Raw genomic sequence first — 21,866 nt, 5'->3', positions numbered from 1 at the left:
CACTTTCCGGCTTAGAAGCTCGTTAACCACGCTCGCGCACTCTGCATTAACCATGCTATCAACTGCGTCATGAGCACCGTTCGTCCCACCGGCCTGCCCGCCGTCGCCGCCCGACCCTCGTCGGGCGCCGTGACTCCGGCCGGCCAGTCGCGCGCGGCGGCCTTCTTCCAGGCGGCGGTCACCGACGCGACCAGCGCGCGTCCCACGGCCTCGCCGATGACCGTGCAGTTGCAGACCCAGACCGAGCCCCAGGCGCGCCGCACCGTGCCGCCCAAGGCTTTCACCGCGCCGACCGAACAGCCGCAGAAGATCCTGCGCCCGGGTTCGCTGCTGAACATCCTGGTCTGAGGTCGGCGCCTTCGGGGCGCTTTGAAAGTTCGAGCCATCATCGTCATCCCGGAAAGCGCGGAGCGCTTATCCGGGACCCAGGGGACTGGGCTCCGCGGTAGGGTTCGCTTGCGAACGTTCGTCGGCGCATCGCGGCGGCCCCTGGGTCCCGGCTCTTCGCTGCGCTACGGCCGGGATGACGAGTTTGGGGAGCGGTCGGCGCGAGAACGAAAAACGCCGCGACATCGACTGTCGCGGCGTTTTCCTTTTCCGATGTCCCGCGCCTACAGCGGCGGCGGGGGCGGCGCGAGGATCTCGCGCTTGCCGGCGTGGTTGGCGGCGCCGACGACGCCTTCCTTTTCCATCCGCTCCATCAGCGAGGCGGCGCGGTTGTAGCCGATCTGCAGGCGGCGCTGGATGTAGCTGGTCGAGGCCTTGCGGTCGCGGGTGACCACGGCCACGGCGTGGTCGTAGAGGTCGTTGGCCCCCCCCTCGCCGGCGAAGGCGCCCTCGATGGCTTCTTCCTGCTCCTCGTCGCCGCCGGCGGTGACTTCCTCCAGGTACTGGGGGATGCCCTGGTCTCGAAGGAACTTGGCCACGGCCTCGACTTCACCGTCGGAGACGAAGGGACCATGCAGGCGGGTGATGCGGCCGCCGCCGGCCATGTAGAGCATGTCGCCCTGGCCCAGCAGTTGCTCGGCGCCCTGCTCGCCCAGGATGGTGCGGGCGTCGATCTTGCTGGTGACCTGGAAGCTGATCCGGGTGGGGAAGTTGGCCTTGATGGTGCCGGTGATGACGTCGACCGACGGGCGCTGGGTAGCCATGATCAGGTGGATGCCGGCGGCGCGGGCCATCTGGGCCAGGCGCTGGACGGCGCCTTCGATGTCCTTGCCGGCCACCATCATCAGGTCGGCCACCTCGTCGATGACCACGACCAGGTAGGGCATGGCCTCGGGGCGGATCTGCTCGGTCTCGTAGATCGGGCGGCCGGCGTCGTCGAAGCCGGTCTGCACGGTCCGCTCGAAGTGCTCGCCCTTCTCGAGGGCCTCGTTGGCCTTCTCGTTGTAGCCGCCGATGTTGCGCACGCCGATCTTGGACATGCGGCGATAGCGGTCCTCCATCTCGCGGACGGTCCACTTCAGCGCCACGACGGCCTTCTTCGGATCGGTCACGACCGGCGCCAAGAGGTGCGGGATGCCGTCATAGACCGACAGTTCCAGCATCTTCGGGTCGATCATGATGAAGCGGCACTTTTCAGGCGGCAGCTTGTAGAGGATCGACAGGATCATGGCGTTGACGCCGACCGACTTGCCCGAGCCGGTGGTGCCGGCGATCAGCAGGTGGGGCATCTTGGCCAGGTCGGCGATATAGGGCTCGCCGCCGATTGTTTCGCCCAGGGCCATGGGCAGGATCGAGCTGGCCTTGTCGTAGTCGGCGCTGGACAGCAGGTCGCGCAGATAGACGGTCTCGCGACGCTGGTTGGGCATTTCGATGCCGATGGCGTTACGGCCCTGGGCGACAGCGACGCGGCACGAGATCACGCTCATCGAGCGGGCGATGTCGTCGGCCAGGGCCACGACGCGGGCGGTCTTCACGCCCGGGGCCGGCACCAGTTCGTACATGGTCACGACCGGGCCGGGACGGATCTGGTCGATCTGGCCCTTGACCCCGAATTCGGCCAGCACGCTTTCCAGCAGGCGGGCGTTCTGGCGCAGGGCGCCCTCGTCGAACTCCGACGAGCGCGGCTTGGCCTTGGCCAGCATGGCCAGTTCCGGCAGCTGGAAGCCGTCCTCGTCTTCCTCGAAGTCGAAGGTCTTCTGCTGTTCGCGCTGTTCGCGGTTGCTGGAAGGGGCCGGGGCCTTGGGCTGGCGGATCGCCAGCGGGCGGGCCTCGAAGCTGGGCGCGAAGTCGTCCTCGTCGTCCTCGACCGGCGGCGGAGCGGGACGGGCGGCCTTGCCGGCGCGCGGCGCGGGCTGGGGCGCGACGACCATGCCGTCGCCGTCGTCCTCGACCGGGGCGGGCGCGCGGGCGGCGCGGCGGGGCGAGGGAGCCTGGGGTTCGTCGTTGTCGATGGCGTCGATGGCGTCGCGCACGGGACGGCGCGGCGCGGCCTTGGGACGCGGGGCGCGGGCGGCCTGCGGTTCAGGTTCCTGGCGGGGCGCGCGTTCGCGCGGGGCGGTCAGGCGGGCGACCAGTGAAAGGACGCTCTCGGGGTCGACGCGGCGCACGCCCAGGGCGTAGCCGACGCCGATCACGGCGCCGACCAGCAGCAGCAGGGCGGCGATGATCCGGGCGCCGGGGATGTGGGCGAAGCTGAAGATCCCGGCCAGCAGGTTTAGCAGGCCGTCGCCCCAGAAGCCGCCCAGGCCCTTGGCCAGCGGCCACACGGCGGGCTTGGCCAGAACGGTCAGGAAGCCGGCCAGGGCCAGGAGGCCGGCCACGCCGACGCCGGCGCGCACGCGCAGTTCGCGGCGGTGAGCGTCGGGATCGGGCTGGGCGGTGCGGGCCAGGCCGAACACCAGCATCATGATCGCCGCCACCCAGCCGGCCAGGCCGAGGGACTGGACGACCACGTCGGCGATTACCGCGCCGGCGCCGCCCAGGGCGTTGCTGGCCGGCGCGCCGCTGACGGCGTTGAAGCTGGGATCGGAGGCGTCATAGGTGGCCAGGGACAGCAGCAGACCCGCGCCCAGAACCGCCAGGACGCCGCCCCGGAACCGGGCCGTCCACGGCTGGTCCCAGCCGTAGCGCACCGCCTCCCAGACCAGCTCCACATTCGATCGCCGCGCAACTCGCGCCATGAACCACTCCGAAGCACTTCGAATGCTACCTTGTGGCCCCAGATGGTTAAGGGGCGTTTACCGAGATCGGGATCGAGGGGCCTCTGGAAACAAAGACTTAGTGTCGCACGTCGTCACGAGAGCTTCATGGAACCGGACGCGCGGGACGCGCATTCATCTCCCGTATCCCCCTAGTAACATCCCCTCTGACTTCACGGCCCGGACGGCGACGCCCGGGCCTTTCTTCGTGGGCGACGGGGACAAAACGCTCCCCCTGAAGGGGGAGCTGTCGCGGAGCGACTGAGGGGGAAGTGACAGCGGCGCGTCAGCAGCCGCTTCCCCCTCCGGCCCTTCGGGCCGCCTCCCCCTTCGGGGGGAGGATCTTGGTTACAGAATGTACCGGCTCAGATCCGCGTTGGCCGCCAGGGTCCCGACGCGCTTGTTGACGTAGTCGGCGTCGATGGTGACGGTTTCGCCGCCGTGGTCGGTGGCGGTGAAGCTGATCTCCTCGACGACCTTTTCCATGATCGTCTGCAGACGTCTGGCTCCAATGTTCTCGACCGAGGCGTTGACGGCCACGGCCGCGTCGGCCAGGGCGTCGATGGCCTCGTCGGTGAACACCAGGGTCAGGTTCTCGGTGGCCATCAGGGCCTGGTGCTGGCGCAGCAGGTTGGCTTCCGGCTCGGTGAGGATGCGGCGCATGTCGTCGCGCGACAGGCCCTTCAGCTCCACGCGGATCGGCAGGCGGCCTTGCAGCTCGGGCAGCAGGTCGCTGGGCTTGGCCACGTGGAAGGCGCCCGAGGCGATGAACAGGATGTGGTCGGTCTTCACCGGCCCGTACTTGGTTGATACCGTCGTGCCCTCGATCAGCGGCAGCAGGTCGCGCTGCACGCCTTCGCGGGAAACGTCGGCGCCGCCGCGCTGCGAGGAGCTGGCGACCTTGTCGATCTCGTCGAGGAAGACGATGCCGTGGTTCTCGGCCAGGGCCAGGGCTTCCTGGGTGAGGGCCTCCTGGTCGAGCAGCTTGTCGCTCTCCTCGGCGATCAGCGGGGCCCAGGCGCCCGAGACCGTGGTCTTGTGGGTCTTGGTGCGGCCACCGCCGAACGACTTCATCATCTCGCCCAGGTTCAGCACCGAGGCGCCGGGCTGGCCGGGGATCTCGAACATGCCGCCGCCGCCGTTGTCGGCCAGGGTCAGCTCGATTTCCTTGTCGTCGAGCTCGCCGGCGCGGAGCTTCTTGCGGAAGCTGTCGCGGGCGGCCGTGGCGCCGGGGCCGGTCAGGGCGTCGAGGATGCGGTCCTCGGCGGCGGCTTCGGCCTTCGCCTTCACGCCCGAACGGCGCTTGTCGCGGACCATGGCCAGGGCGCTTTCGACCAGGTCACGGACGATCTGGTCGACGTCGCGGCCGACATAGCCGACCTCGGTGAACTTGGTGGCCTCGACCTTGAGGAACGGGGCCTGGGCCAGCTTGGCCAGGCGCCGGGCGATCTCGGTCTTGCCCACGCCCGTGGGGCCGATCAGAAGGATGTTCTTGGGGGTGATCTCGTCCTGCAGGTCGGCCGGCGTGCGGCGGCGCCGCCAGCGGTTGCGCAGGGCCACGGCCACGGCGCGCTTGGCCTCGGCGTGGCCGACGATGAAGCGATCCAGTTCGGAGACGATTTCGCGGGGAGAGAACTCGGTCATGTGTCGTTGATCAGGGTCTCGAAGATCAGGCGCCAGCCTTCGGCGCGTTTCTGCCACACGTGCATATAGTGCGCGGCGACGGGTTTGTTATCGGGTCCGCTCCAAGTCGCCTCGCCATGGGTCCAGACGAGGTCGCCGGCGCCCGACGCGCCGCCGCCCTGCGGACGAAGCGCGATCGAGGCCGGACGCAGGGCCAGGCGGGCGGAAAGGTCGTTTCCGGCCAGGGTCTTGGCGCCCTTGGGCCCTAACAGCCATGCGTCGCTGGTCAGCACGGCCGTGTACGCGGCCGATGCGTCGGTGGAGGCGGCCGACGCCAGGGCGGCCTCGGCGTTACGGGCCTCCTCGAAGCCCTGGGCCTGGGACGCCGCGCCCTCGGGGGCCAGCGGGCCGACCTGGGCGGCGGCGTCGGGACCGGGGGCCTTGCCGGGATCGGCCTCGGCGCCGCCGTCATAGACCCACTTCCACACCCCGTCCGCGCCCTTGCGCCAGATGGTGGCGTAGTAGCCGCCGCGCCTGTCGTCGATGCTCCAGGGGCCGAAGGACAGGCCAAGGTCGCCGGAGCGGGCGATCACCACCTTCTGCGGCCACCAGAACAGCCTGGGCTCGTTCGTCCCGGGGCGCTTCTCGTAGAGCTCGCGGGCATTGACCGGGCCGGGGGCGAAGACGATGGCGTCGTCGGCCATGTGCTTGAGGAACGAGCCCCTGATCCCCAGCGCCAGGCCGTCGGCCGCGAAGGCGCGCTCGGCGGCCTCGATGGGGGCGGCCGAGATGTTCTGGGCGATGGCCGGCCCGGCGATGGCGGCGGCGATCAGGGCGGGGGGAAGGATCTTGAGCATGGTCAGGCCTCCTGCCAGCACCTTAGCGCGCCACGGTTGGCGAGGGACCTCCCCCTCTGGGGGAGGCGATCGCGCAGCGATCGGTGGGGGGAGGACGAACGATACCCAGGAAGCTGAGAACGGCCCCCCTCCGGCCCTTTTGGGCCACCTCCCCCAGAGGGGGAGGATCTTTGCCCTACAGCCCTTCCACCGTCAGGTTGCCGTTGGTGTAGACGCAGATCTCGGCGGCGATGGCCATGGCGCGGCGGGCGATCTCTTCGGCGGTCAGGTCCTGGTCGATCAGGGCCTTGGCGGCGGCCAGGGCATAGTTGCCGCCCGAGCCGATGGCCGCGACCGCGCCGCCGCCGGGGCTTTCGCCCGGCTCCAGCACGTCGCCGACGCCGGTGACGGTGTAGATGGCGTCCTTGTCGGCGACCAGAAGCATGGCTTCGAGGCGGCGCAGGTAGCGGTCGGTGCGCCAGTCCTTGGCTAGATCCACGCAGGCCCGGGCCAGCTGGTTGGGATATTGCTCGAGCTTGGCTTCCAGCCGCTCGATCAGGGTGAAGGCGTCGGCCGTGGCCCCGGCGAAGCCGGCGACGACGGCGCCCCCGGCCAGGCGGCGGACCTTGCGGGCGTTGCCCTTGACGACGGTTGGGCCCATGGAGACCTGTCCGTCGCCGGCGATCACGGTGTGGCCGTTCTTGCGCACCGCGAGAATGGTGGTGCCGTGCCAGTCGGGGAACGAGTTCGAGCTTTGCATGGCTTCGCATGTGGCGAGGCCGGCCTGGAGGGTCAAGCGCCATGAGCTTTTCCGAACGCGAGGTCGAGCGCTACGCCCGCCACCTGGTGCTGCGCGAGATCGGCGGGCCGGGGCAGCAGAAGCTGAAGGCGGCCAGGGTTCTGATCGTCGGCGCAGGGGGCCTGGGCGCGCCGGCCGCGCTCTATCTGGCGGCCGCGGGCGTGGGGACGATCGGTATCGCCGACGCCGATAAGGTGTCGCTGTCGAACCTGCAGCGCCAAGTGCTCTATGCCGAGGCCGACGTCGGCCAGCCCAAGGTCGAGGCGGCCGCGATACATCTGGCGGCGCTGAACCCGAACGTGGCGGTGGTCCCCCACCCCGTCTGGCTGGATGCGTCCAATGCGCGCGAGATCGTGCGCGGCTACGACCTGGTGCTGGACGGGACGGACGACTTCTCCACCCGCTTCGCCGTCAGCGACGCTTGCCTGGCCGAGGGCAAGGTGCTGGTCAGCGGGGCGCTGGGGCGGTGGACGGGCCAGGTCGGTGTGTTCCACGGCCAACCCTGCTATCGCTGCCTGGTGCCGGAGATCCCGCCGGACGCCGAGACCTGCGCCCTCGTGGGCGTGGTCGGCGCCCTGGCCGGCGTCGTCGGTTCGATGATGGCGCTGGAAGCGGTGAAGGTGATCGCCGGAGCCGGAAAGCCGCTCGCCGGACGCCTGCTGATCTACGACGCCCTGGCGGCCGAGACCCGCACGGTGCGCATCGGCGCGGACCCGGGATGCCCCGCCTGCGGAGCATAGCGCCGTTCGGCGAAAACCTTGCGCCTACGGGGCTTTACGGGGTCGAGCCAGGGGATCGTTTGGTCTAGGTTGCCGGCCGCCGGTCCCGGCGGACCTCCCCCTTGCCGCCGGTCGGCCAAGGGAGAAAACCGATGACCACCTCTCGCATCGCCCACCCCGGCCTGGCCGCCAAGGTCATGAGCGCGCAGGACGCCGCCGCCCTGATCGAGCCGGGCTCGACCGTCGGCATGAGCGGCTTCACCGGCTCGGGCTATCCCAAGGCCGTGCCGATGGCCCTGGCCGAGCGCATCGAGACGGCCCATGCCGCCGGCGACAAGTTCCGCGTCAAGGTGTGGACCGGCGCCTCGACCGGCCCGGAGCTGGACGGCGCCCTGGCCAAGACAGACGGCGTCGAGTTCCGCCTGCCCTACAATTCCGACCCCATCGCCCGCGAGAAGATCAATCGCGGCGAGATGGAGTATTTCGACATGCACCTCAGCCAAGTGGCCCCGATGGCCTGGCAGGGGTTCCTGGGTCCGCTCGACACCGCGGTGGTCGAGATCGCCGGCGTCCGCGCCGACGGCTCGCTGATCCCGTCCTCGTCGGTGGGCAACAACAAGACCTGGCTGGACCGGGCCTCGAAGATCATCCTCGAGGTCAATCGCTGGCAGAACCCGGCGCTGGAGGGGATGCATGACATCTACTACGGCACCGCCCTGCCGCCGAACCGCGTGCCGATCCCGCTGGTGAGGCCCGACGACCGCATCGGCGAGGCCTATTTCCGGGTTGATCCGAGCAAGGTCGTGGCGGTGGTCGAGACCGACGCGCCGGACCGTAACCTGCCGTTCGCCGCGCCCGACGCCTCGGCCCTGGCGATCGCCGGTCACCTGCTGGAGTTCTTCGCCCACGAGGTGAAGATGGGCCGCCTGCCCCCGTCCCTGCTGCCGTTGCAATCGGGCGTGGGCAATATCGCCAACGCCGTGCTGACGGGCCTCGTGGATGCGTCGTTCGAGAACATGACCGCCTATACCGAGGTGATCCAGGACGGCATGCTCGACCTGCTGGCCGCCGGCAAGCTGCGCATGGCCTCGGCCACCGCCTTCTCGCTGAGTCCCGAGGCCGCCGCTGGCCTCAACGCCGACATGGTCAGTTTCCGCGACAAGATGATCCTGCGTCCGCAGGAGATTTCCAACCACCCCGAGCTGATCCGGCGCCTGGGCTGCATCGCCATGAACGGCCTGATCGAGGCCGACATCTACGGCGCGGTGAACTCGACCCATGTGATGGGCTCGCGGATCCAGAACGGCATCGGCGGCTCGGGCGACTTCGCCCGCAACGCCTATGTCTCGATCTTCATGACCCCGTCGACGGCCAAGGGCGGCAAGATCTCGGCCATCGTCCCGCAGGTCAGCCACGTCGACCACATCAACCAGGACGTCCAGGTGATCGTCACCGAACAGGGCCTGGCCGACCTGCGCGGCCTGTCGCCCAAGCAGCGGGCCCGGGTGATCATCGACAACTGCGCCCACCCCGACTTCCGCCCGGCCCTGGAGGACTATTTCCAGCGCGCCCAGCTGGGCGCCTACGGCCGCCAGACCCCGACCCTGCCGGGCGAGGCGCTGTCCTGGCACCAGCGGTTTATGGAAACCGGCGACATGCGGGGCTGAGGAAGCGTTGCTATTCTGGGTTGAGGGTGATCTTCTCCCATGAATGGCGCACAGCTACATCGCGTACATCGATGAGTCAGGCGACGACGGTTTTCGCCGGTACAGAATTCCGGGGCAAACTGGCGGCGCCTCGACTTGGCTGACGCTGTCAGCGACAGTCTGCCGGATGTCGCGTGATCTTGAGATGGTCGAGTGGCGAAACGAGATCAGATCCAAACTGGGCCGGAAGGTCGAGAACAGGCCCCTTCACTTCAAGGATATGAATCACGGCCAAAGGACCATGGCGAGTCAGGTTCTGGCGGCCAAGGCCTTGCGGGGGATATGTGTTGCGGCGCATAAGCCCAGCCTGCAGGCGGAGATCTATGCTGAGAAAAATCAGCTTTATTTCTATCTTTGCCGGTATTTGATCGAACGGATATCGTGGCTTTGCCGAGATTTGCGCCGCATCGTTCCGGAGGGCGATGGGCGCGTGAAGATCATCTTCTCGCGGCGGGGCGGACTATCTTACGAAGCCTTTCGCGCATACCTGCTCAAGCTTAAGAACTTCGACGACCCCGCCGTGCAGATCAACTGGGCGGTCGTCGATATCAATGGCATCGAAGCGCAGGACCACAGCAAACGAGCAGGCTTGCAGATCGCTGATATCGTCGCTTCATCGATAACATCGGGTATCGAGCCCGACTTCTATGGCAACTGTGAGCTGAAGTATGCGGAGGCGCTGAGACCTCGCATGTATAGCCGCAAGGGAAATTATCTAAGCTACGGAGTGAAGCTTTACCCTTGGGCTGACAGGCTGGCGCTGACGCCTGAGCAACGCAAGTTCGTCGCTCTTTTCGAAGTGAGGGATTGAGAAGCATGCAGGTCGTGAAAGTGAGGCGACCCCCCGGCCCATAATTGCGAATTCTCGCCTGCACTCTTGGAGTGCTCTGGGGTGTTCCGGCGCATGGCCGCCTCACATCAAATATAGCGACTCAGAACAAAAGGTCAACGGACTCCAAAAGTGCGCCGTGTCAAGACCGGGTCGGGCAGCCCCTTACGCAAACCCCTTGCGGATGTGCTCGATCGACTTGGTCAGCACCATCTTCCAGTTGTCGTCCGACCAGTCGCGGTGACCGACGCCCTTCATCTCGATGTGCTCGCAGGGCTTGCCGGCGGCCTTGAGGGCCTTGGCCATGATCTTCGACTGCTTGGGGGTGACGATGGTGTCCTCGGTGCCGTGGATCAGCAGCACCGGGGCCTTGATCTCGGCGGCGCGCTCGGAGGGCGAGGCGGCGAGCAGCATGGCCTTGTCGGCCTTGGGATCGCCGATCGTCTTGCACCAATAGGCGTAGGCGTCGGAATCCGAGCCGTCTTCCGAGCGCGAGAAGGCCAGGCTTTCGACGAGGTCGGCGTCGCCGGCGATCGAGACCACGGCCTTGTAGAGTTCGGGGCGGCGCACCGCGCCCATCAGGGCCGCATAGCCGCCATAGCTGACGCCGCAGATGGCGATGCGGTCGGGATCGGCGGCGCCCGAGGCGACCACCTGGGCCACGGCGTCCTCGACGTCCTCCTGCATCAGGTCGCCCCAATGCTTGCGGCCGGCGTTGGCGAAGGCCTTGCCGTAGCCGCCCGAGCCGCGGAAGTTGGGTTGCAGCACCAGCCAGCCCTGGGCGGCCAGCGCCTGGGTGAACAGGTCGAAGCTCAAGGTGTCGCGCACCTCGGGACCGCCGTGCGGCAGCACCACCATCGGCCGGGGCTTGTCGGAGGCGATCACCGGCGTCGTCAGGTAGGCGGTGATGGTCTGGCCGTCGCGGGTCTTGATCGGCACGGCCTTCATCGGGGCCAGGCGCTCCTGCGTCAGCCACGGGCGCTTGTCGCCCAGCAGGCGCAGGTCCTTCCTGTCCAGGTCGTACAGCCAGAAGGCACCCGGATGGCGCGGGCCGCTGACGAAGAAGATGAACCGCTTGTGGTCACCGCTGACGTCGAAAGGGCTGACGTTGCACTCGTCGCCGAAGAAGGCGTTGATCCCCTTGTAGTGGGCCGCCAGCTTCGGATCGACGAAGCGGTGGTTGCTGCGGTCGTCGCTGACCGAGATGCTGAGCGTCTTGTAGCTTTCGTCGACGAACACGCCCTGGATCGGGCGCTTGTCGTCGTGCGAGACGACGTCGCCGATGCTCATCGACTTGGTGTCGAAGCGCCGGATGGTGGGCATGTCGGCCCCCTCGTCGGTCGACAGCATCAGCAGCACGCCCGGCTCGGGCGTCGGCGCCACGAACTCCAGGTCCGACAGCTTCTTCAGCTCGTTGCGGCGGACCTTCTTGTAGAGCTTCCACTCCTTTTCGCCCGGCGCGCGGGCCAGGACGCTGACCACGGTGCCGCGGGCGTTGGAGTCGTAGCGGATCACCGGCACGCCGTTCTGGGTGTACCAGCCGTCGGTCGACGGGGACCCGCGCTCGAGATGGACCGCCTCGCCGGTATAGACGTCGACCACGTAGAGGGTCTCGCACTCGGTGACGGTGTCCCAGATCTGCATCAGGATCCGCTTGGGGTCGGTGTTCATCCGGTCGACCACGTTGGCCAGATTGAACTGCCGCTTCATCACCCCTTTCTGGTTGTTGAACAGCACCACGGGGTCGCGGCCGTCGGCGCCGATCGCCAGGATGCGGCGCACCGGAATGGGGATGAACTCGCCGTAGAAATAGAGGCCCATGGGATGGCCCTTGGCGTCCTTGGTCATCCGCACCCAGATGAGCAGGCGCTCCTCGTTGGCCCATTCCACCTGGTCGACGACCGTCTCGCCCAACTGCACCGGCTTGATCGACTCGTCGCTGCCGGTCGTCTCGTAGAAGATGATCAGGGCGGTGGTCTTGTCGCCCTTCTTGCGCTCCACGAGGATGGCCACGCGCGAGCCGTCCGGCGACAGGGCGGTGTCGAGCACCTCGGCGCCCTGCAGCAGTTCGTCGACGCTGGGTGGGACGATGACGGCCTTGTCGGTCTTGGCCTCGGTCTTCTTGGCGTCGGCTTTCTTCGCATCGCCCGACGTGTCGTCCGCGGCGAAGGCATGGTCGATGGCCAGCGGCGCCGACGAGGCGGCCGCAATCATGAAACGGCGTGTAAGCAAGGCGGCGGCCCCCCGGTCGCACTGAAGACTACAGACGCGGGGCCTCAATTTCCCCGCGACCTCACAGTCGCGAGTTTCCGCAAGCTTTGCAATTGCAAGATGCGATCGTCCGGACGGCGATCACAGCATGGCGGGGATCACGCGATCGGGCGGCCGGTGGCCGTCCATGAAGGTCTTCACGTTGACGATGACCTTCTCGCCCATGTCGATGCGGCCCTCGACCGTGGCCGAGCCCATGTGCGGCAGCAGCACCACGTTGGGCAGTTTCAAGAGCTTGGGATTGATGGCCGGCTCGTGCTCGTAGACGTCGAGGCCCGCGCCCGCCAGCTCGCCCCGGGCCAGCATGTTGGCCAGGGCGCCTTCGTCGATCACCTCGCCGCGGGCGGTGTTGACGACGATGGCGTGCGGTCGCAGCAGTTTGAGCCTGCGGGCGGACAGCAGGTGGTAGGTGGCCGGGGTGTGCGGGCAGTTGATCGAGATGATGTCCATCCGGGCCAGCATCTGGTCGAGGCTTTCCCAGTAGGTGCAGCCCAGCTCCTCGGCGATGCGCGGGCTGACGGGCTTGCGGTTGTGATAGTGCACCTGCATGCCGAAGGCCTTGGCGCGGCGAGCCACCGCCTGGCCGATGCGGCCCATGCCCACGATGCCCAGGCGCTTGCCCCACAGGCGGCGGCCCAGCATCCAGGTCGGCGACCAGCCCTGGAACTCGCCGGCCTTGACCACCTCGGCGCCTTCGACGACGCGGCGGGCGGCGGCCATGATCAGGGTCATGGTCAGGTCGGCGGTGTCCTCGGTCAGGACGCCGGGGGTGTTGGTGACGATGATCCCCCGCGCATTGGCGGTGGCGACGTCGATATTGTCGACCCCGGCCCCGAAGTTGGCGATCAGCTTGAGCCGCTCGCCGGATCGCGACAGAAGGCGACTGTCGATGCGATCGGTGATGGTGGGCACAAGAACATCCGCCCGTCCCATGGCCTCGACCAGCTCATCGGCGGTCATCGGCTTGTCGGACAGGTTCAGTTCGGTGTCGAACAGTTCGCACATGCGCGTCTCGACCGGATCGGGCAGCTTGCGCGTGACGACGACTTTGAGCTTGCGGGCAGGCATGGGCGGTCCGAAAAGCCTTTCCCTGACGGGCGTTCGAAATCTGTAGCAAAGGGGCCGGAAGCGGCCAAGCAACATGCCGGTGAAATGCAAACATCGTTCGCTGGGCGGATTGGCGCTGGGCGGTCTCGCGGCCGCGATCCTGCTGCCGGCGGGGCCGGCCCTGGCCCAGGCGCCGGCCACCACGCCGTCCGGCCTGCCGGTGCCGCGCTACGTCGTGCTGAAGTACGGCGAGGTCAATGCGCGCCAGGGCCCGGACGAGCAGCACCGCCTGTTGTGGATCTACAAAGCCAAGGGCCTGCCGGTGCAGGTGGTGGCCGAAACCCGTGAATGGCGGCGGATCTGCGACCCCGAAGGGGGCCTTGCCTGGGTGCACAAGCGCACCACCGACGGCCGGCGCACGGCCATGCGGGTGCAGGACAGCCCCCTGCCCCTGCGAGCCTCGCCCAAGCCGGAGTCGCGGATCAGCGCCTATCTGGCCGGCCGCTCGATCGCCAATCTCGACAAATGCGAGAAGGGCTGGTGCCGGCTGAAGGCCGACGGCGCGTCGGGCTGGGCCCCGGAAGGCGAGATCTGGGGGGCGAAAGAGGCACTGCAGTGTCCGGAGGGACGCTGATTTCGACCCGTTTCGGCGGGTCTCTCACCAATTGTCGCCGAATGTAACATTGAGGCCCGCCCCGGCGCCGTGCTAGGGGCGTTCGCATGCAAAAGAGCGCCTACACCTTCGAAGAGCTCCTGGCCTGCGGCCGGGGCGAAATGTTCGGCCCCGGCAACGCCCAGCTGCCCGTGCCGCCGATGCTGATGTTCGATCGCATCGTCCGGATCGAATCCGAGGGCGGCAAGTACGGCAAGGGCTATGTCGAAGCCGAATTCGACATCAACCCGGACCTCTGGTTCTTCGGCTGCCACTTCATCGGCGACCCTGTCATGCCCGGCTGCCTGGGCCTGGACGCCATGTGGCAGCTGGTCGGCTTCTTCCTGGGCTGGTCGGGCGCGCCGGGTCGCGGCCGCGCCCTGGGCGTGGGCGAAGTGAAATTCACCGGCCAGGTGACCCCCGAGGTCAAGAAGGTCGTCTACAAGATCGACCTCAAGCGCGTGATCATGCGCAAGCTGGTCATGGGCATCGGCGACGGCGTCATGGAAGCCGACGGCAAGGTGATCTACGAAACCAAGGACCTCAAGGTCGGCCTGTTCACGGCCGAACAGATGGCGGGTTGATCCAACCGACAGGCCGGCCGTTCTGTTCAAGGAGCCGGCTCCGGCGATCGGGGAGAAAGAGGTACTGATATGCGTCGCGTCGTCGTCACGGGACTGGGCGTCGTCTCGTCCATCGGCAACAACGCCAACGAGGTGCTGGCTTCGCTTCGCGAGGCCAAGTCGGGCGTGGTCGCCGCGCCGGAGTACGCGGAACTCGGCTTCCGCTGCCAGGTGCACGCCGCGCCCCAGATCGAGTGGGAAGGCCTGGTCGATCGCCGCGCCGCCCGCTTCCTGGCGCCCGGCACGGCCTACGCCCACATCGCCATGGAACAGGCGATCGCGGATTCCGGCCTCGAGGAGAGCGACATCTCCAACGAGCGCACGGGCCTGATCGTCGGTTCGGGCGGTCCGTCCACCCGCGTCATCGTCGAGGCCGCGGCCACGACGAAGGAAAAGGGCCCCAAGCGGATCGGTCCGTTCGCGGTGCCCAAGGCCATGAGCTCGGGTCCGTCGGCGGTGCTGTCGACCTGGTTCAAGATCCGCGGGATCAACTATTCGATCAGCTCGGCCTGCGCGACCAGCGCCCACTGCATCGGCGCGGGCGCCGAGCAGATCCAGCTGGGCAAGCAGGACATCGTCTTCGCCGGCGGCTGCGAGGAGCTGGACTGGACCCTGTCGAACCTGTTCGACGCCATGGGCGCCATGAGCACCAACTTCAACGACCGCCCGGCCGTGGCCAGCCGCGCCTACGACAAGGACCGTGACGGGTTCGTGATCGCCGGCGGCGCCGGCGTCGTCGTGCTCGAGGAGTACGAGCACGCCAAGGCGCGCGGGGCCAAGATCTATGGCGAGCTGATCGGCTACGCCGCCAATTCCGACGGCTACGACATGGTCGCCCCGTCGGGCGAGGGTGCGGCCCGCTGCATGAAGCTGGCCATGGCCCAGGCCGGCGGCCGCGCCATCGACTACCTGAACCCGCACGGCACCTCGACGCCGGTCGGCGACAGCAAGGAGATGGGCGCTGTGCGCGAGGTGTTCGGCGACAAGGCGCCGCTGATCTCGTCGACCAAGTCGCTGACGGGCCACAGCCTGGGCGCGGCCGGCGCGCAGGAGGCGATCTACTCGATCCTGATGCTCAAGAACGGCTTCGCCGCCGAGAGCGCCAACATCGAGAACCTCGATCCCGAGTTCTCCGACCTGCCGATCCTGCGCGAGCGCGCCGACAAGCCGCTCGACACGGTGATGTCCAACAGCTTCGGCTTCGGCGGCACCAACGGCACGCTGATCTTCGGCCAGGCCGACTGAGCCTTTTCCAGACACGCCGGGGCGGGCGGGTTCCGAAGCGGAACCCCGCCTGCTAACCAGCGATCCAAGATCCAAGGAGCCGACCGATGGCCGACGACTACGCATTCCCCAAGGGCGAGCTGATGGCGGGCAAGAAGGGCCTGGTCATGGGCGTGGCCAACCACAACTCGATCGCCTGGGGCATCGCCAGCCAGCTGGCCGCCCAGGGCGCCGAGATGGCCTTCACCTACCAGGGCGAGGCGCTGGAGCGCCGCGTGCGCCCGCTGGCCGAGAGCATCGGCGTCAACACCCTGATCCCGGCCGACGTCACCGATGACGCCTCGATGGACGCGGCCTTCGCCGCCGTCGAGGAGAAGTTCGGCACGCTCGACTTCGTGGTCCACTCGGTGGCCTTCGCCAACAAGGACGAGCTGAAGGGCTCGTTCGTCGACAACACCACCCGTGAGGGCTTCCTCACGGCCATGAACATCTCGGCCTTCAGCTTCGTCGACGTCGCCAAGCGCGCGGCCAAGATCATGCCGAACGGCGGCTCGCTGATCACCATGACCTATCTGGGGTCGGAGCGGACCATCCCGAACTACAACACCATGGGCGTGGCCAAGGCCGCCCTGGAAGCGGCGACCCGCTACATCGCCCGGGACCTCGGCCCCAAGGGCATCCGCTGCAACGCCATCTCGGCCGGCGCCATGCGCACCCTGGCCCTGGCCGGCATCGCCGGCGGCCGCGGCATGATCGCCCAGGGCCGCGCCTTCAGCGCCATGAAGGAAGACACCTCGATGGAAGGCGTCGCCGGCGCCGCCCTGTGGCTGGTCTCGGACCTGGGCCGCTCGACCACGGGCGAAGTCGTCCACGTCGACGCCGGCTTCCACATGATGGGCATGCCCGACGAAGCCGAAGGCTGATCGCTTTCGTCCTCGATGGAACGAACCGAGCCCGGCGGAGCGATCCGCCGGGCTTTTTCGTGGGCGCTTTCCGGGCGTCGTGTTAGCGTTTCACCCATGAGCACGCTCAACATCGCTCTGCCCGAGACGCTTCAGGCCTTTGTCGAGGAGCAGGCCGCCGCGCATGGCTATGACGGCGAGGCCGATTACGTGCGCGACCTGATCCGCCAGGAGCAAGATCGCGAGGCGCTCAATGCACTGCTGCGCAAAGGCGAGATGTCGCCTCCGGGTCGTGTGGCCGACGGCGCCTATTTCGACGATCTCCGCGCTCGGATCCTGAAGCAAGGGTGAGCTTCAAGCCGGTCATCCCGCGAACTGAGGCCGAGGCCGATGTCGAAGCGGCGGTGAGTTGGTATTTATCTCAAGCGGGTGTGACGGCGGCTCTCGGCTTCGCCGAGGCATTGTATTTCGCCGAGGCATTGTATGAAGCCTATCGGATCATAGGCGAGCGTTCAGCCGCGGGGTCGCCGCGTTACGCCTACATTCTGAAACGCCCAGGCCTTCGGACCTGGCAGTTGAAGCGCTACCCCTATCTGATCTTCTACTTCGAACGGAACGACCACGTGGATGTCTGGCGCGTGCTCCATGGCCAGCGAGACATCCACGGAGGGATGCAGGACGTCTAAGGCGCGTAGGCCCGCATGAACCGCGCCGCCGCGGCCGTGGCCAAAGCGTTGAACTGCTCGGGGGTGCGGTCGGACGGCAGGCGCAGCAAGGCACGCAGCTGGCTGTGGCCCAGCACCATGCCGGCGAAGAACTCGGCGGCCTGCTCGGGTTCGTCGACGGCCAGGCGGCCAAGCTTCGTTTCTGTCTCAAGGAAGGCGGCCAGCTGGCGGCGGGTCTGGCGGGGACCGGCCTCGAACACCTCGTTGGCGACGTCGGGCATCTCGCCCGCGCCCTGGATGATCACCCGCAGCACCGAATAGCCGTTGGTGGTGATCACCGTCTCCAGCATCGAGCGGGCGAAGGCCTCGAGCGCCTCGCGTGGATTGTCGATGGCGCCCGGCTCGCGCAGCGGAGCTGTGATGCGGGCCACGCGGCGGGCCATCAGCGCCTTCACCAGCTCGGCCTTGGAGCCGTAGTGGTTGTAGACCGTCTGCTTGGAGACCCCGGCCCGGCGGGCGATCTCCTCCATCGGGGCCGAGAGGCCGCGCTGGCCGATCACCTCGACGGCGGCGTCGAGGATGGCCTCGGTCTTGGCGACGTCGATCTGTCCGGCGATCCTGGGCATCAGTGGGCGTCCGAGGGGGGCGGGGGAATGACCTTGGGCGGGGCGGCCAGCAGGCTGACTGCGGCGGCGACGAAGCAGCCGTAGGCCAGCAGGGTGAAGCTGTCGCCGAAGGCCAGCACCGTGGCCTGCTGGTTCATCATGTTGCCGATCGCCTTGCGCGCCGCGCCGTCGGGGTCGCTGACCCCCAGTTGCTGCATGCGCGCGGCCAGGCCCGCCATCATCGTCGCCGCCTCGCCGCCGTTCGCCACCTTCGACGACATGTCGCCGAAATAGAGGGCGGTCTGCTGGGTGATGCTGGTGGCCAGCAACGCCAGGCCGATGGCGCCGCCGGTGTTGCGCGACAGGTTCACGAGGCCGGAGGCGTTCTTGACCATGTGCTGGGGCAGGGTGCTCATCGTGATCTGCTGGGTCGCGATCATGGCGATCATGACCCCGACGCCGCGACAAGCCTGGACCCCCGCGAATTCCCAGAAACCCCAGTTTTTGGTCACGCCGTGGGCCATGTACATGCCCCAGCCCGCCAGCAGGAAGCCGATGCACATCGGAATGCGCGGATCGACCTTGCGCACGATGCGGCCGGCGATCGGTCCGGTGGCGAACATCGACAGGCCCGAGACCACCATGGTGGTGCCCACTTCCGAGGCCGAATAGCCCCGCACGCGGCTGAGGAACTGCGGCAGCAGGAAGGTGCCGCCGAACAGGCTGGCGCCCGAGATCGCCGTCATCATCACGCCGATGCTGAAGTTGCGGTTGGCGAAGGCCTTCAGCTCGACGATCGGGTTCCTGTAGGTCAGCTGGCGCCAGATGAAGACGACGCCGGTTACCACGGTCACGACGGTCAGGCCCAGGATCAGGTCGTCCTCGAACCAGTTCTCCTTGGCGCCTTCTTCCAGAACGTACTGCATGCTCATCAGGAAGACGGCCATGAAGGCCAGGCCCGACCAGTCGAAGCCCTTGGCGAGGCTAGGGTCGCCCTTGTCGAAGTCGCCCCACTTGGCGACCGCGAACAGCACCAGGATCCCGGGCGGGACGTTGATGAAGAACAGCCAGCGCCAGGAGAGCCACTCGGTCAGGTGGCCGCCGAGGGTCGGGCCGACGGTGGGGGCCAGGGTGACGATCAGGCCCATGATGACGCTGGCGGTGATCCGGCGCTCGGGCGGGAAGGCGGTGAAGGCCACGGCGAACACCGTCGGGATCATCGCCCCGCCGATGAAGCCCTGCAGCGCCCGCGTCAGGATCATCATGTCGATCGACGAGGACAGGCCCGTCGCGACGCTCATCAGGATGAAGCCCAGGCACGAGGCCATGTAGAGCCGCTGGGTGCCCCACAGGCGCGACAGATATCCCGACAGGGGGATCATCACGACCTCTGGGATCAGGTAGGCGGTCTGGATCCAGCTGACCTGGTCGGCGCTGGCCCCGACGCCGGCCTGGATCTGCGGCAGCGAGGCCGCGACGATCTGGATGTCGAGGATGGCCATGAACTGGCCGATGACCATGGCCCCGAAGCCGAGGAACAGCTTGGTCCAGTCGACCTCGCCCGCGGTCTTGGCCGGGGCGGGCTTGGCGGAAGCGGGCAGGGCGGCGTCGGTCACGACGGCGCGGCCTTAGCGGGCCTGGGTCGCGGTCGGCGCGCGGGCGACCTGCTCGGTTCCCTGGCCGGCTTCGGCAAAGGATGGGCCCGAGCGGTCGCGGACGTCGACCTTGACCTCGACCGACAGGCCAGGGCGCAGGGCCGCGCCGGCCCCGGCGCGGTCGACGGCGATCTTGACCGGCAGGCGCTGGGTGATCTTGGTGAAATTGCCGACGGCGTTCTCGACCGGGATCAGGGCGAACTCCTGGCCGGTGGCCGGGGCGAAGCTGTCGACCTTGCCGACGATCTTCTGCTTGCCGAAGGCGTCGGCCTTGATCTCGACCGGCTGGCCGACGCGCAGGCGGGCGACCTGGGTTTCCTTGAAGTTGGCGACCACGAAGCTCTGGCCCAGCGGCACCACCGACATCAGGACCACGCCCGGCTGCACCAGCTGGCCGGGGCGCACGGTGCGGGCGCCGACCACGCCGGCGGCGGGGGCGCGGATCACGGTGCGTTCCAGGTCGATGCGGGCCTGGTCGACGGCGGCGTGGGCGGCGGCGGCCTGGGCCACGGTCTGGGCGCGGGCCGAGCCCAGGGCCGAGGCGGTGCGGCGCTCGGCCTCGAGGGCGGCCTGGGCGCTGGCGACGGTGGCGTCGGACTGCTTGGCGCCGGCGGCCTCGGTCTGGACCTTCTGCTGCGAGACCCAGCCCTGCCTGGCCAGGGAGTCGTAGCGGGCGAGGTCGGCGCGGGCCCGGCCGGCGTCGGCCTGGGCGCTGGCGACGCCGGCTTGGCGCTGCTGGATAAGGGCCTGTTCGAGGATGGCCTTGTCGTCGACGCCCTTGATGGCGGCGTCGAGGGCGGCGGCGTTGGCGATCGCCTGGTCCAGCTTGGCCTGGAAGGTCGAAGGGTCGATCTTGGCCAGCACCTGGCCGGCCTCGACGCGCTGGTTGTCGGCGACCAGGACCTGCGCCACATAGCCGGTGACCTGCGGGCTGACCGAGACGGTGTCGGCCTGCACGAAGGCGTTGTCGGTGCTCTCGAAGCGCTGCTTGTCGATGTACCAGAGCACGCCGCCGGCCAGGATGGCCACGCCGGCGACGCCGGCCACCAGCAGCGGAACCAGCTTCTTCTTCTTCGTCTCGGCCATGGCCAAATCCTGAAAGGAGGTAGGCGTCCGACGGATCAATGTTCGCCTGTCGGACGCGACGGGGGATAAATGGACGATTTCGTCCAAAAATCAATCCGCCGTCGCCGCGTCATTGTGCGGCGCCGCAAAATCCCCATGGCGGGGTGGCTTTCCAGCCTCAGTCGAGAGCGTTGCGGCAGGCTGCGGCCATGGCCAGGGGGCTGAGCGCGACGGCGGCGGCGCTGTAGGCCAGCAGGAACAGCAGGCCGCCGGTCCACGGCAGGCCGCCAGTCAGGGCGTCCAGCGCGCCGGCCCCGAAGATCACCGGCGGGGCGTAGAGCGGCAGGACGATGACCGCCACCAGCAGGCCGCCGCGCTTGCTGCCCAGCGACAGGGCCGCGCCCAGTCCGCCCAGGAACGAGAAGGCCAGGCCCCCTGCCAGGGCGCAGACGAACAGCAGGGGCATGATCGTGGGCGAGGCGCCGAGCGCCACCGCCGCCACCGGCGCGGCCAAGGCTAGCGGCGCGCCGGCCGCCAGCCAGTGGGCCAGGCATTTCGCGGCGGCGACCGCCTCCAGGGGAGCGGGGCCCAGGGCCAGCAGGTCGAGCGCGCCGTCCTCGAAGTCGCGCTCGAACAGGCGCTCCAGCGACAGCAGGGCGGCCAGCGCCAGGGCCAGCCAGGCGATGCCGGGGGCCAGGCCCGCCAGGCGCTCGGGCGCGCGGCCGGCGGCCAGCGGCAGCAGGGTGACGACGCAGGCGTAGAAGGCCAGGGCCAGCAGCGGTCCGCCGCCCCGGCCCCAGGCCAGGGCGAATTCGCGCCGGAAGAGGACGCCGAACCCCCTCATGCGCCGACCTCCACCAGGCGGGCGGGGACGGGCAGGGGGTCGTGCACGGCGGCCAGCACCATGCCGCCGCCCGCCAGGTGCTGCGCCATGATCGCGCCGAAGGCGGCGCGGTGGGCGGCGTCCAGCGGGGCCATCGGCTCGTCCAGCAGCCACAGGCGGCGGGGGCTGGCCAGCAGCCGGGCCAGGGAGACGCGGCGGCGCTGGCCGGCCGACAGGCGGCGGACTTCCAGGTCGAGCAGGCGGCCAAGCTCCAGCCGCTCGACGGCGGCGCGGGCCGAAGCCTCGGTCCCACCGGTCCAGCGGGCCTGGAACAAGAGCTCCTCCCAGGCGGTGCGGGCCGACTTCAGGCCGTCGTGATGGCCGGCCAGGTGCAGGTGGTCGGCGCGGGCGGCTTCGGCCTCCAGTATCCGCCCTGCGGAGCCTTCGAAACCGATGGTTCCGGCCTGGGGGCGCAGCAGGCCGGCGACGGCCCGCAGCAGGCTGGTCTTGCCGGCCCCGTTGCGGCCGGTGAGGGCCACGGCGTCACCGTTTTCGAGGTCCAGATCGAGCCCCGAAAACAGGGTCCGCTCGCCCCGCGAGAGGCTCAAACCCTTTATGCGAACGGCTCTCATCATTGGAAGTCCATGCCGCGCGCATGGACGTTGTGGGTAACCGG

Annotated in this window: 21 protein-coding genes; 10 read left to right on the top strand and 11 right to left on the bottom strand. The window is 68.5% G+C overall.

Features of this window, described 5'->3' with window-relative positions:
* Window positions 1-69: 69 nt before the first annotated feature.
* Entirely contained in the window at window positions 70-348 is a 279-nt protein-coding gene (locus tag SGCZBJ_RS23590; RefSeq protein WP_101720360.1) for a hypothetical protein, read from the top strand.
* A 263-nt stretch (window positions 349-611) separates the two neighbouring features.
* On the opposite strand, the gene SGCZBJ_RS23580 is transcribed toward SGCZBJ_RS23590, so the two are convergent.
* From SGCZBJ_RS23580 to hslV, 4 genes are all read right to left on the bottom strand, one after another.
* A complete protein-coding gene (locus tag SGCZBJ_RS23580; RefSeq protein WP_101720359.1) occupies window positions 612-3,128 on the bottom strand; it encodes an FtsK/SpoIIIE family DNA translocase in 2,517 nt (838 codons plus the stop codon).
* Window positions 3,129-3,494: 366 nt separating this feature from the next.
* Window positions 3,495-4,790: an ATP-dependent protease ATPase subunit HslU gene (gene hslU, locus SGCZBJ_RS23575; protein WP_101720358.1), complete on the bottom strand. Its 1,296-nt coding sequence runs from the start codon at window positions 4,788-4,790 to the stop codon at window positions 3,495-3,497.
* Window positions 4,787-5,626 (bottom strand): DUF4440 domain-containing protein, encoded by an 840-nt coding sequence (locus SGCZBJ_RS23570; protein ID WP_240621623.1) that lies wholly within the window; start codon window positions 5,624-5,626, stop codon window positions 4,787-4,789. The genes hslU and SGCZBJ_RS23570 overlap by 4 nt, the downstream gene beginning before the upstream one ends.
* 175 nt (window positions 5,627-5,801) lie before the next feature.
* On the bottom strand, window positions 5,802-6,401 hold the full coding sequence (hslV, locus tag SGCZBJ_RS23565) for an ATP-dependent protease subunit HslV (protein ID WP_165799423.1): 600 nt from the start codon (window positions 6,399-6,401) through the stop codon (window positions 5,802-5,804).
* Between the two features lie 5 nt (window positions 6,402-6,406).
* Here hslV and SGCZBJ_RS23560 point away from each other — a divergent pair, with 5 nt between their 5' ends.
* The 3 genes from SGCZBJ_RS23560 to SGCZBJ_RS23550 all read left to right on the top strand — a co-directional run bounded on the left by SGCZBJ_RS23560 (window position 6,407) and on the right by SGCZBJ_RS23550 (window position 9,640).
* A complete protein-coding gene (locus SGCZBJ_RS23560) occupies window positions 6,407-7,144 on the top strand; it encodes a HesA/MoeB/ThiF family protein (RefSeq protein WP_165799422.1) in 738 nt (245 codons plus the stop codon).
* A gap of 131 nt (window positions 7,145-7,275) precedes the next feature.
* Window positions 7,276-8,790, top strand: a complete 1,515-nt coding sequence (locus tag SGCZBJ_RS23555) for an acetyl-CoA hydrolase/transferase family protein (protein WP_101720355.1) — start codon at window positions 7,276-7,278, stop codon at window positions 8,788-8,790.
* 43 nt (window positions 8,791-8,833) lie between these two features.
* Window positions 8,834-9,640 (top strand): DUF3800 domain-containing protein, encoded by an 807-nt coding sequence (locus SGCZBJ_RS23550; protein ID WP_101720354.1) that lies wholly within the window; start codon window positions 8,834-8,836, stop codon window positions 9,638-9,640.
* A 183-nt stretch (window positions 9,641-9,823) separates the two neighbouring features.
* Here SGCZBJ_RS23550 and SGCZBJ_RS23545 read toward each other — a convergent pair whose 3' ends face one another.
* Together SGCZBJ_RS23545 and SGCZBJ_RS23540 are read right to left on the bottom strand one after the other, a co-directional pair.
* The gene (locus SGCZBJ_RS23545; protein ID WP_133149318.1) at window positions 9,824-11,890 is read right to left on the bottom strand and encodes an alpha/beta hydrolase family protein; all 2,067 of its coding nucleotides are present in this window, start codon (window positions 11,888-11,890) and stop codon (window positions 9,824-9,826) included.
* Between the two features lie 120 nt (window positions 11,891-12,010).
* Entirely contained in the window at window positions 12,011-12,997 is a 987-nt protein-coding gene (locus SGCZBJ_RS23540; RefSeq protein WP_101720352.1) for a 2-hydroxyacid dehydrogenase, read from the bottom strand.
* A 73-nt stretch (window positions 12,998-13,070) separates the two neighbouring features.
* On the opposite strand from SGCZBJ_RS23540, the gene SGCZBJ_RS23535 reads away from it, so the two are divergent.
* The 6 genes from SGCZBJ_RS23535 to SGCZBJ_RS23510 all read left to right on the top strand — a co-directional run bounded on the left by SGCZBJ_RS23535 (window position 13,071) and on the right by SGCZBJ_RS23510 (window position 17,063).
* On the top strand, window positions 13,071-13,610 hold the full coding sequence (locus SGCZBJ_RS23535; RefSeq protein WP_101720351.1) for an SH3 domain-containing protein: 540 nt from the start codon (window positions 13,071-13,073) through the stop codon (window positions 13,608-13,610).
* A gap of 86 nt (window positions 13,611-13,696) precedes the next feature.
* Window positions 13,697-14,212: a 3-hydroxyacyl-[acyl-carrier-protein] dehydratase FabA gene (fabA, locus tag SGCZBJ_RS23530; RefSeq protein ID WP_101720350.1), complete on the top strand. Its 516-nt coding sequence runs from the start codon at window positions 13,697-13,699 to the stop codon at window positions 14,210-14,212.
* A gap of 69 nt (window positions 14,213-14,281) precedes the next feature.
* Entirely contained in the window at window positions 14,282-15,496 is a 1,215-nt protein-coding gene (gene fabB / locus SGCZBJ_RS23525) for a beta-ketoacyl-ACP synthase I (protein ID WP_101720349.1), read from the top strand.
* An 86-nt stretch (window positions 15,497-15,582) separates the two neighbouring features.
* Entirely contained in the window at window positions 15,583-16,398 is an 816-nt protein-coding gene (locus SGCZBJ_RS23520; protein WP_101720348.1) for an enoyl-ACP reductase FabI, read from the top strand.
* A gap of 96 nt (window positions 16,399-16,494) precedes the next feature.
* Window positions 16,495-16,728 (top strand): ribbon-helix-helix domain-containing protein, encoded by a 234-nt coding sequence (locus SGCZBJ_RS23515; protein WP_101720347.1) that lies wholly within the window; start codon window positions 16,495-16,497, stop codon window positions 16,726-16,728.
* Window positions 16,725-17,063, top strand: coding sequence for a type II toxin-antitoxin system RelE/ParE family toxin (locus SGCZBJ_RS23510; RefSeq protein WP_101720346.1), 339 nt, complete (start codon window positions 16,725-16,727; stop codon window positions 17,061-17,063). The genes SGCZBJ_RS23515 and SGCZBJ_RS23510 overlap by 4 nt, the downstream gene beginning before the upstream one ends.
* Here SGCZBJ_RS23510 and SGCZBJ_RS23505 read toward each other — a convergent pair.
* The 5 genes from SGCZBJ_RS23505 to ccmA all read right to left on the bottom strand — a co-directional run bounded on the left by SGCZBJ_RS23505 (window position 17,060) and on the right by ccmA (window position 21,825).
* The gene (locus SGCZBJ_RS23505; protein WP_101720345.1) at window positions 17,060-17,668 is read right to left on the bottom strand and encodes a TetR/AcrR family transcriptional regulator; all 609 of its coding nucleotides are present in this window, start codon (window positions 17,666-17,668) and stop codon (window positions 17,060-17,062) included. The two genes, SGCZBJ_RS23510 and SGCZBJ_RS23505, sit on opposite strands and share 4 nt — an antisense overlap.
* Complete coding sequence (locus SGCZBJ_RS23500) at window positions 17,668-19,263, bottom strand: DHA2 family efflux MFS transporter permease subunit (protein WP_101720344.1); 1,596 nt, start codon at window positions 19,261-19,263, stop codon at window positions 17,668-17,670. The genes SGCZBJ_RS23505 and SGCZBJ_RS23500 overlap by 1 nt, the downstream gene beginning before the upstream one ends.
* Window positions 19,264-19,275: 12 nt before the next feature.
* Window positions 19,276-20,394: an HlyD family secretion protein gene (locus tag SGCZBJ_RS23495; RefSeq protein WP_165799421.1), complete on the bottom strand. Its 1,119-nt coding sequence runs from the start codon at window positions 20,392-20,394 to the stop codon at window positions 19,276-19,278.
* A gap of 151 nt (window positions 20,395-20,545) precedes the next feature.
* Complete coding sequence (ccmB, locus tag SGCZBJ_RS23490; protein WP_101720342.1) at window positions 20,546-21,211, bottom strand: heme exporter protein CcmB; 666 nt, start codon at window positions 21,209-21,211, stop codon at window positions 20,546-20,548.
* A complete protein-coding gene (ccmA, locus tag SGCZBJ_RS23485; RefSeq protein ID WP_101720341.1) occupies window positions 21,208-21,825 on the bottom strand; it encodes a heme ABC exporter ATP-binding protein CcmA in 618 nt (205 codons plus the stop codon). The genes ccmB and ccmA overlap by 4 nt, the downstream gene beginning before the upstream one ends.
* Between the last annotated feature and the right edge of the window lie 41 nt (window positions 21,826-21,866).

Source organism: Caulobacter zeae, assembly GCF_002858925.1.
GTDB lineage: Bacteria > Pseudomonadota > Alphaproteobacteria > Caulobacterales > Caulobacteraceae > Caulobacter > Caulobacter zeae.
This window is presented reverse-complemented; position numbering and strand designations above follow the sequence as displayed.

Bases quoted from the DNA above. Each gene is read 5' to 3' on its own strand.
- hslU (WP_101720358.1), bottom strand. From the start codon at position 4,790: ATGACCGAGTTCTCTCCCCGCGAAATCGTCTCCGAACTGGATCGCTTC.
- ccmB (WP_101720342.1), bottom strand. From the start codon at position 21,211: ATGAGGGGGTTCGGCGTCCTCTTCCGGCGCGAATTCGCCCTGGCCTGG.
- SGCZBJ_RS23570 (WP_240621623.1), bottom strand. From the start codon at position 5,626: ATGCTCAAGATCCTTCCCCCCGCCCTGATCGCCGCCGCCATCGCCGGG.
- SGCZBJ_RS23540 (WP_101720352.1), bottom strand. From the start codon at position 12,997: ATGCCTGCCCGCAAGCTCAAAGTCGTCGTCACGCGCAAGCTGCCCGAT.
- SGCZBJ_RS23515 (WP_101720347.1), top strand. From the start codon at position 16,495: ATGAGCACGCTCAACATCGCTCTGCCCGAGACGCTTCAGGCCTTTGTC.
- SGCZBJ_RS23505 (WP_101720345.1), bottom strand. From the start codon at position 17,668: ATGCCCAGGATCGCCGGACAGATCGACGTCGCCAAGACCGAGGCCATC.
- ccmA (WP_101720341.1), bottom strand. From the start codon at position 21,825: ATGATGAGAGCCGTTCGCATAAAGGGTTTGAGCCTCTCGCGGGGCGAG.
- fabB (WP_101720349.1), top strand. From the start codon at position 14,282: ATGCGTCGCGTCGTCGTCACGGGACTGGGCGTCGTCTCGTCCATCGGC.
- SGCZBJ_RS23555 (WP_101720355.1), top strand. From the start codon at position 7,276: ATGACCACCTCTCGCATCGCCCACCCCGGCCTGGCCGCCAAGGTCATG.
- SGCZBJ_RS23580 (WP_101720359.1), bottom strand. From the start codon at position 3,128: ATGGCGCGAGTTGCGCGGCGATCGAATGTGGAGCTGGTCTGGGAGGCG.
- SGCZBJ_RS23550 (WP_101720354.1), top strand. From the start codon at position 8,834: ATGGCGCACAGCTACATCGCGTACATCGATGAGTCAGGCGACGACGGT.
- SGCZBJ_RS23520 (WP_101720348.1), top strand. From the start codon at position 15,583: ATGGCCGACGACTACGCATTCCCCAAGGGCGAGCTGATGGCGGGCAAG.
- SGCZBJ_RS23560 (WP_165799422.1), top strand. From the start codon at position 6,407: ATGAGCTTTTCCGAACGCGAGGTCGAGCGCTACGCCCGCCACCTGGTG.
- fabA (WP_101720350.1), top strand. From the start codon at position 13,697: ATGCAAAAGAGCGCCTACACCTTCGAAGAGCTCCTGGCCTGCGGCCGG.
- SGCZBJ_RS23590 (WP_101720360.1), top strand. From the start codon at position 70: ATGAGCACCGTTCGTCCCACCGGCCTGCCCGCCGTCGCCGCCCGACCC.
- SGCZBJ_RS23535 (WP_101720351.1), top strand. From the start codon at position 13,071: ATGCCGGTGAAATGCAAACATCGTTCGCTGGGCGGATTGGCGCTGGGC.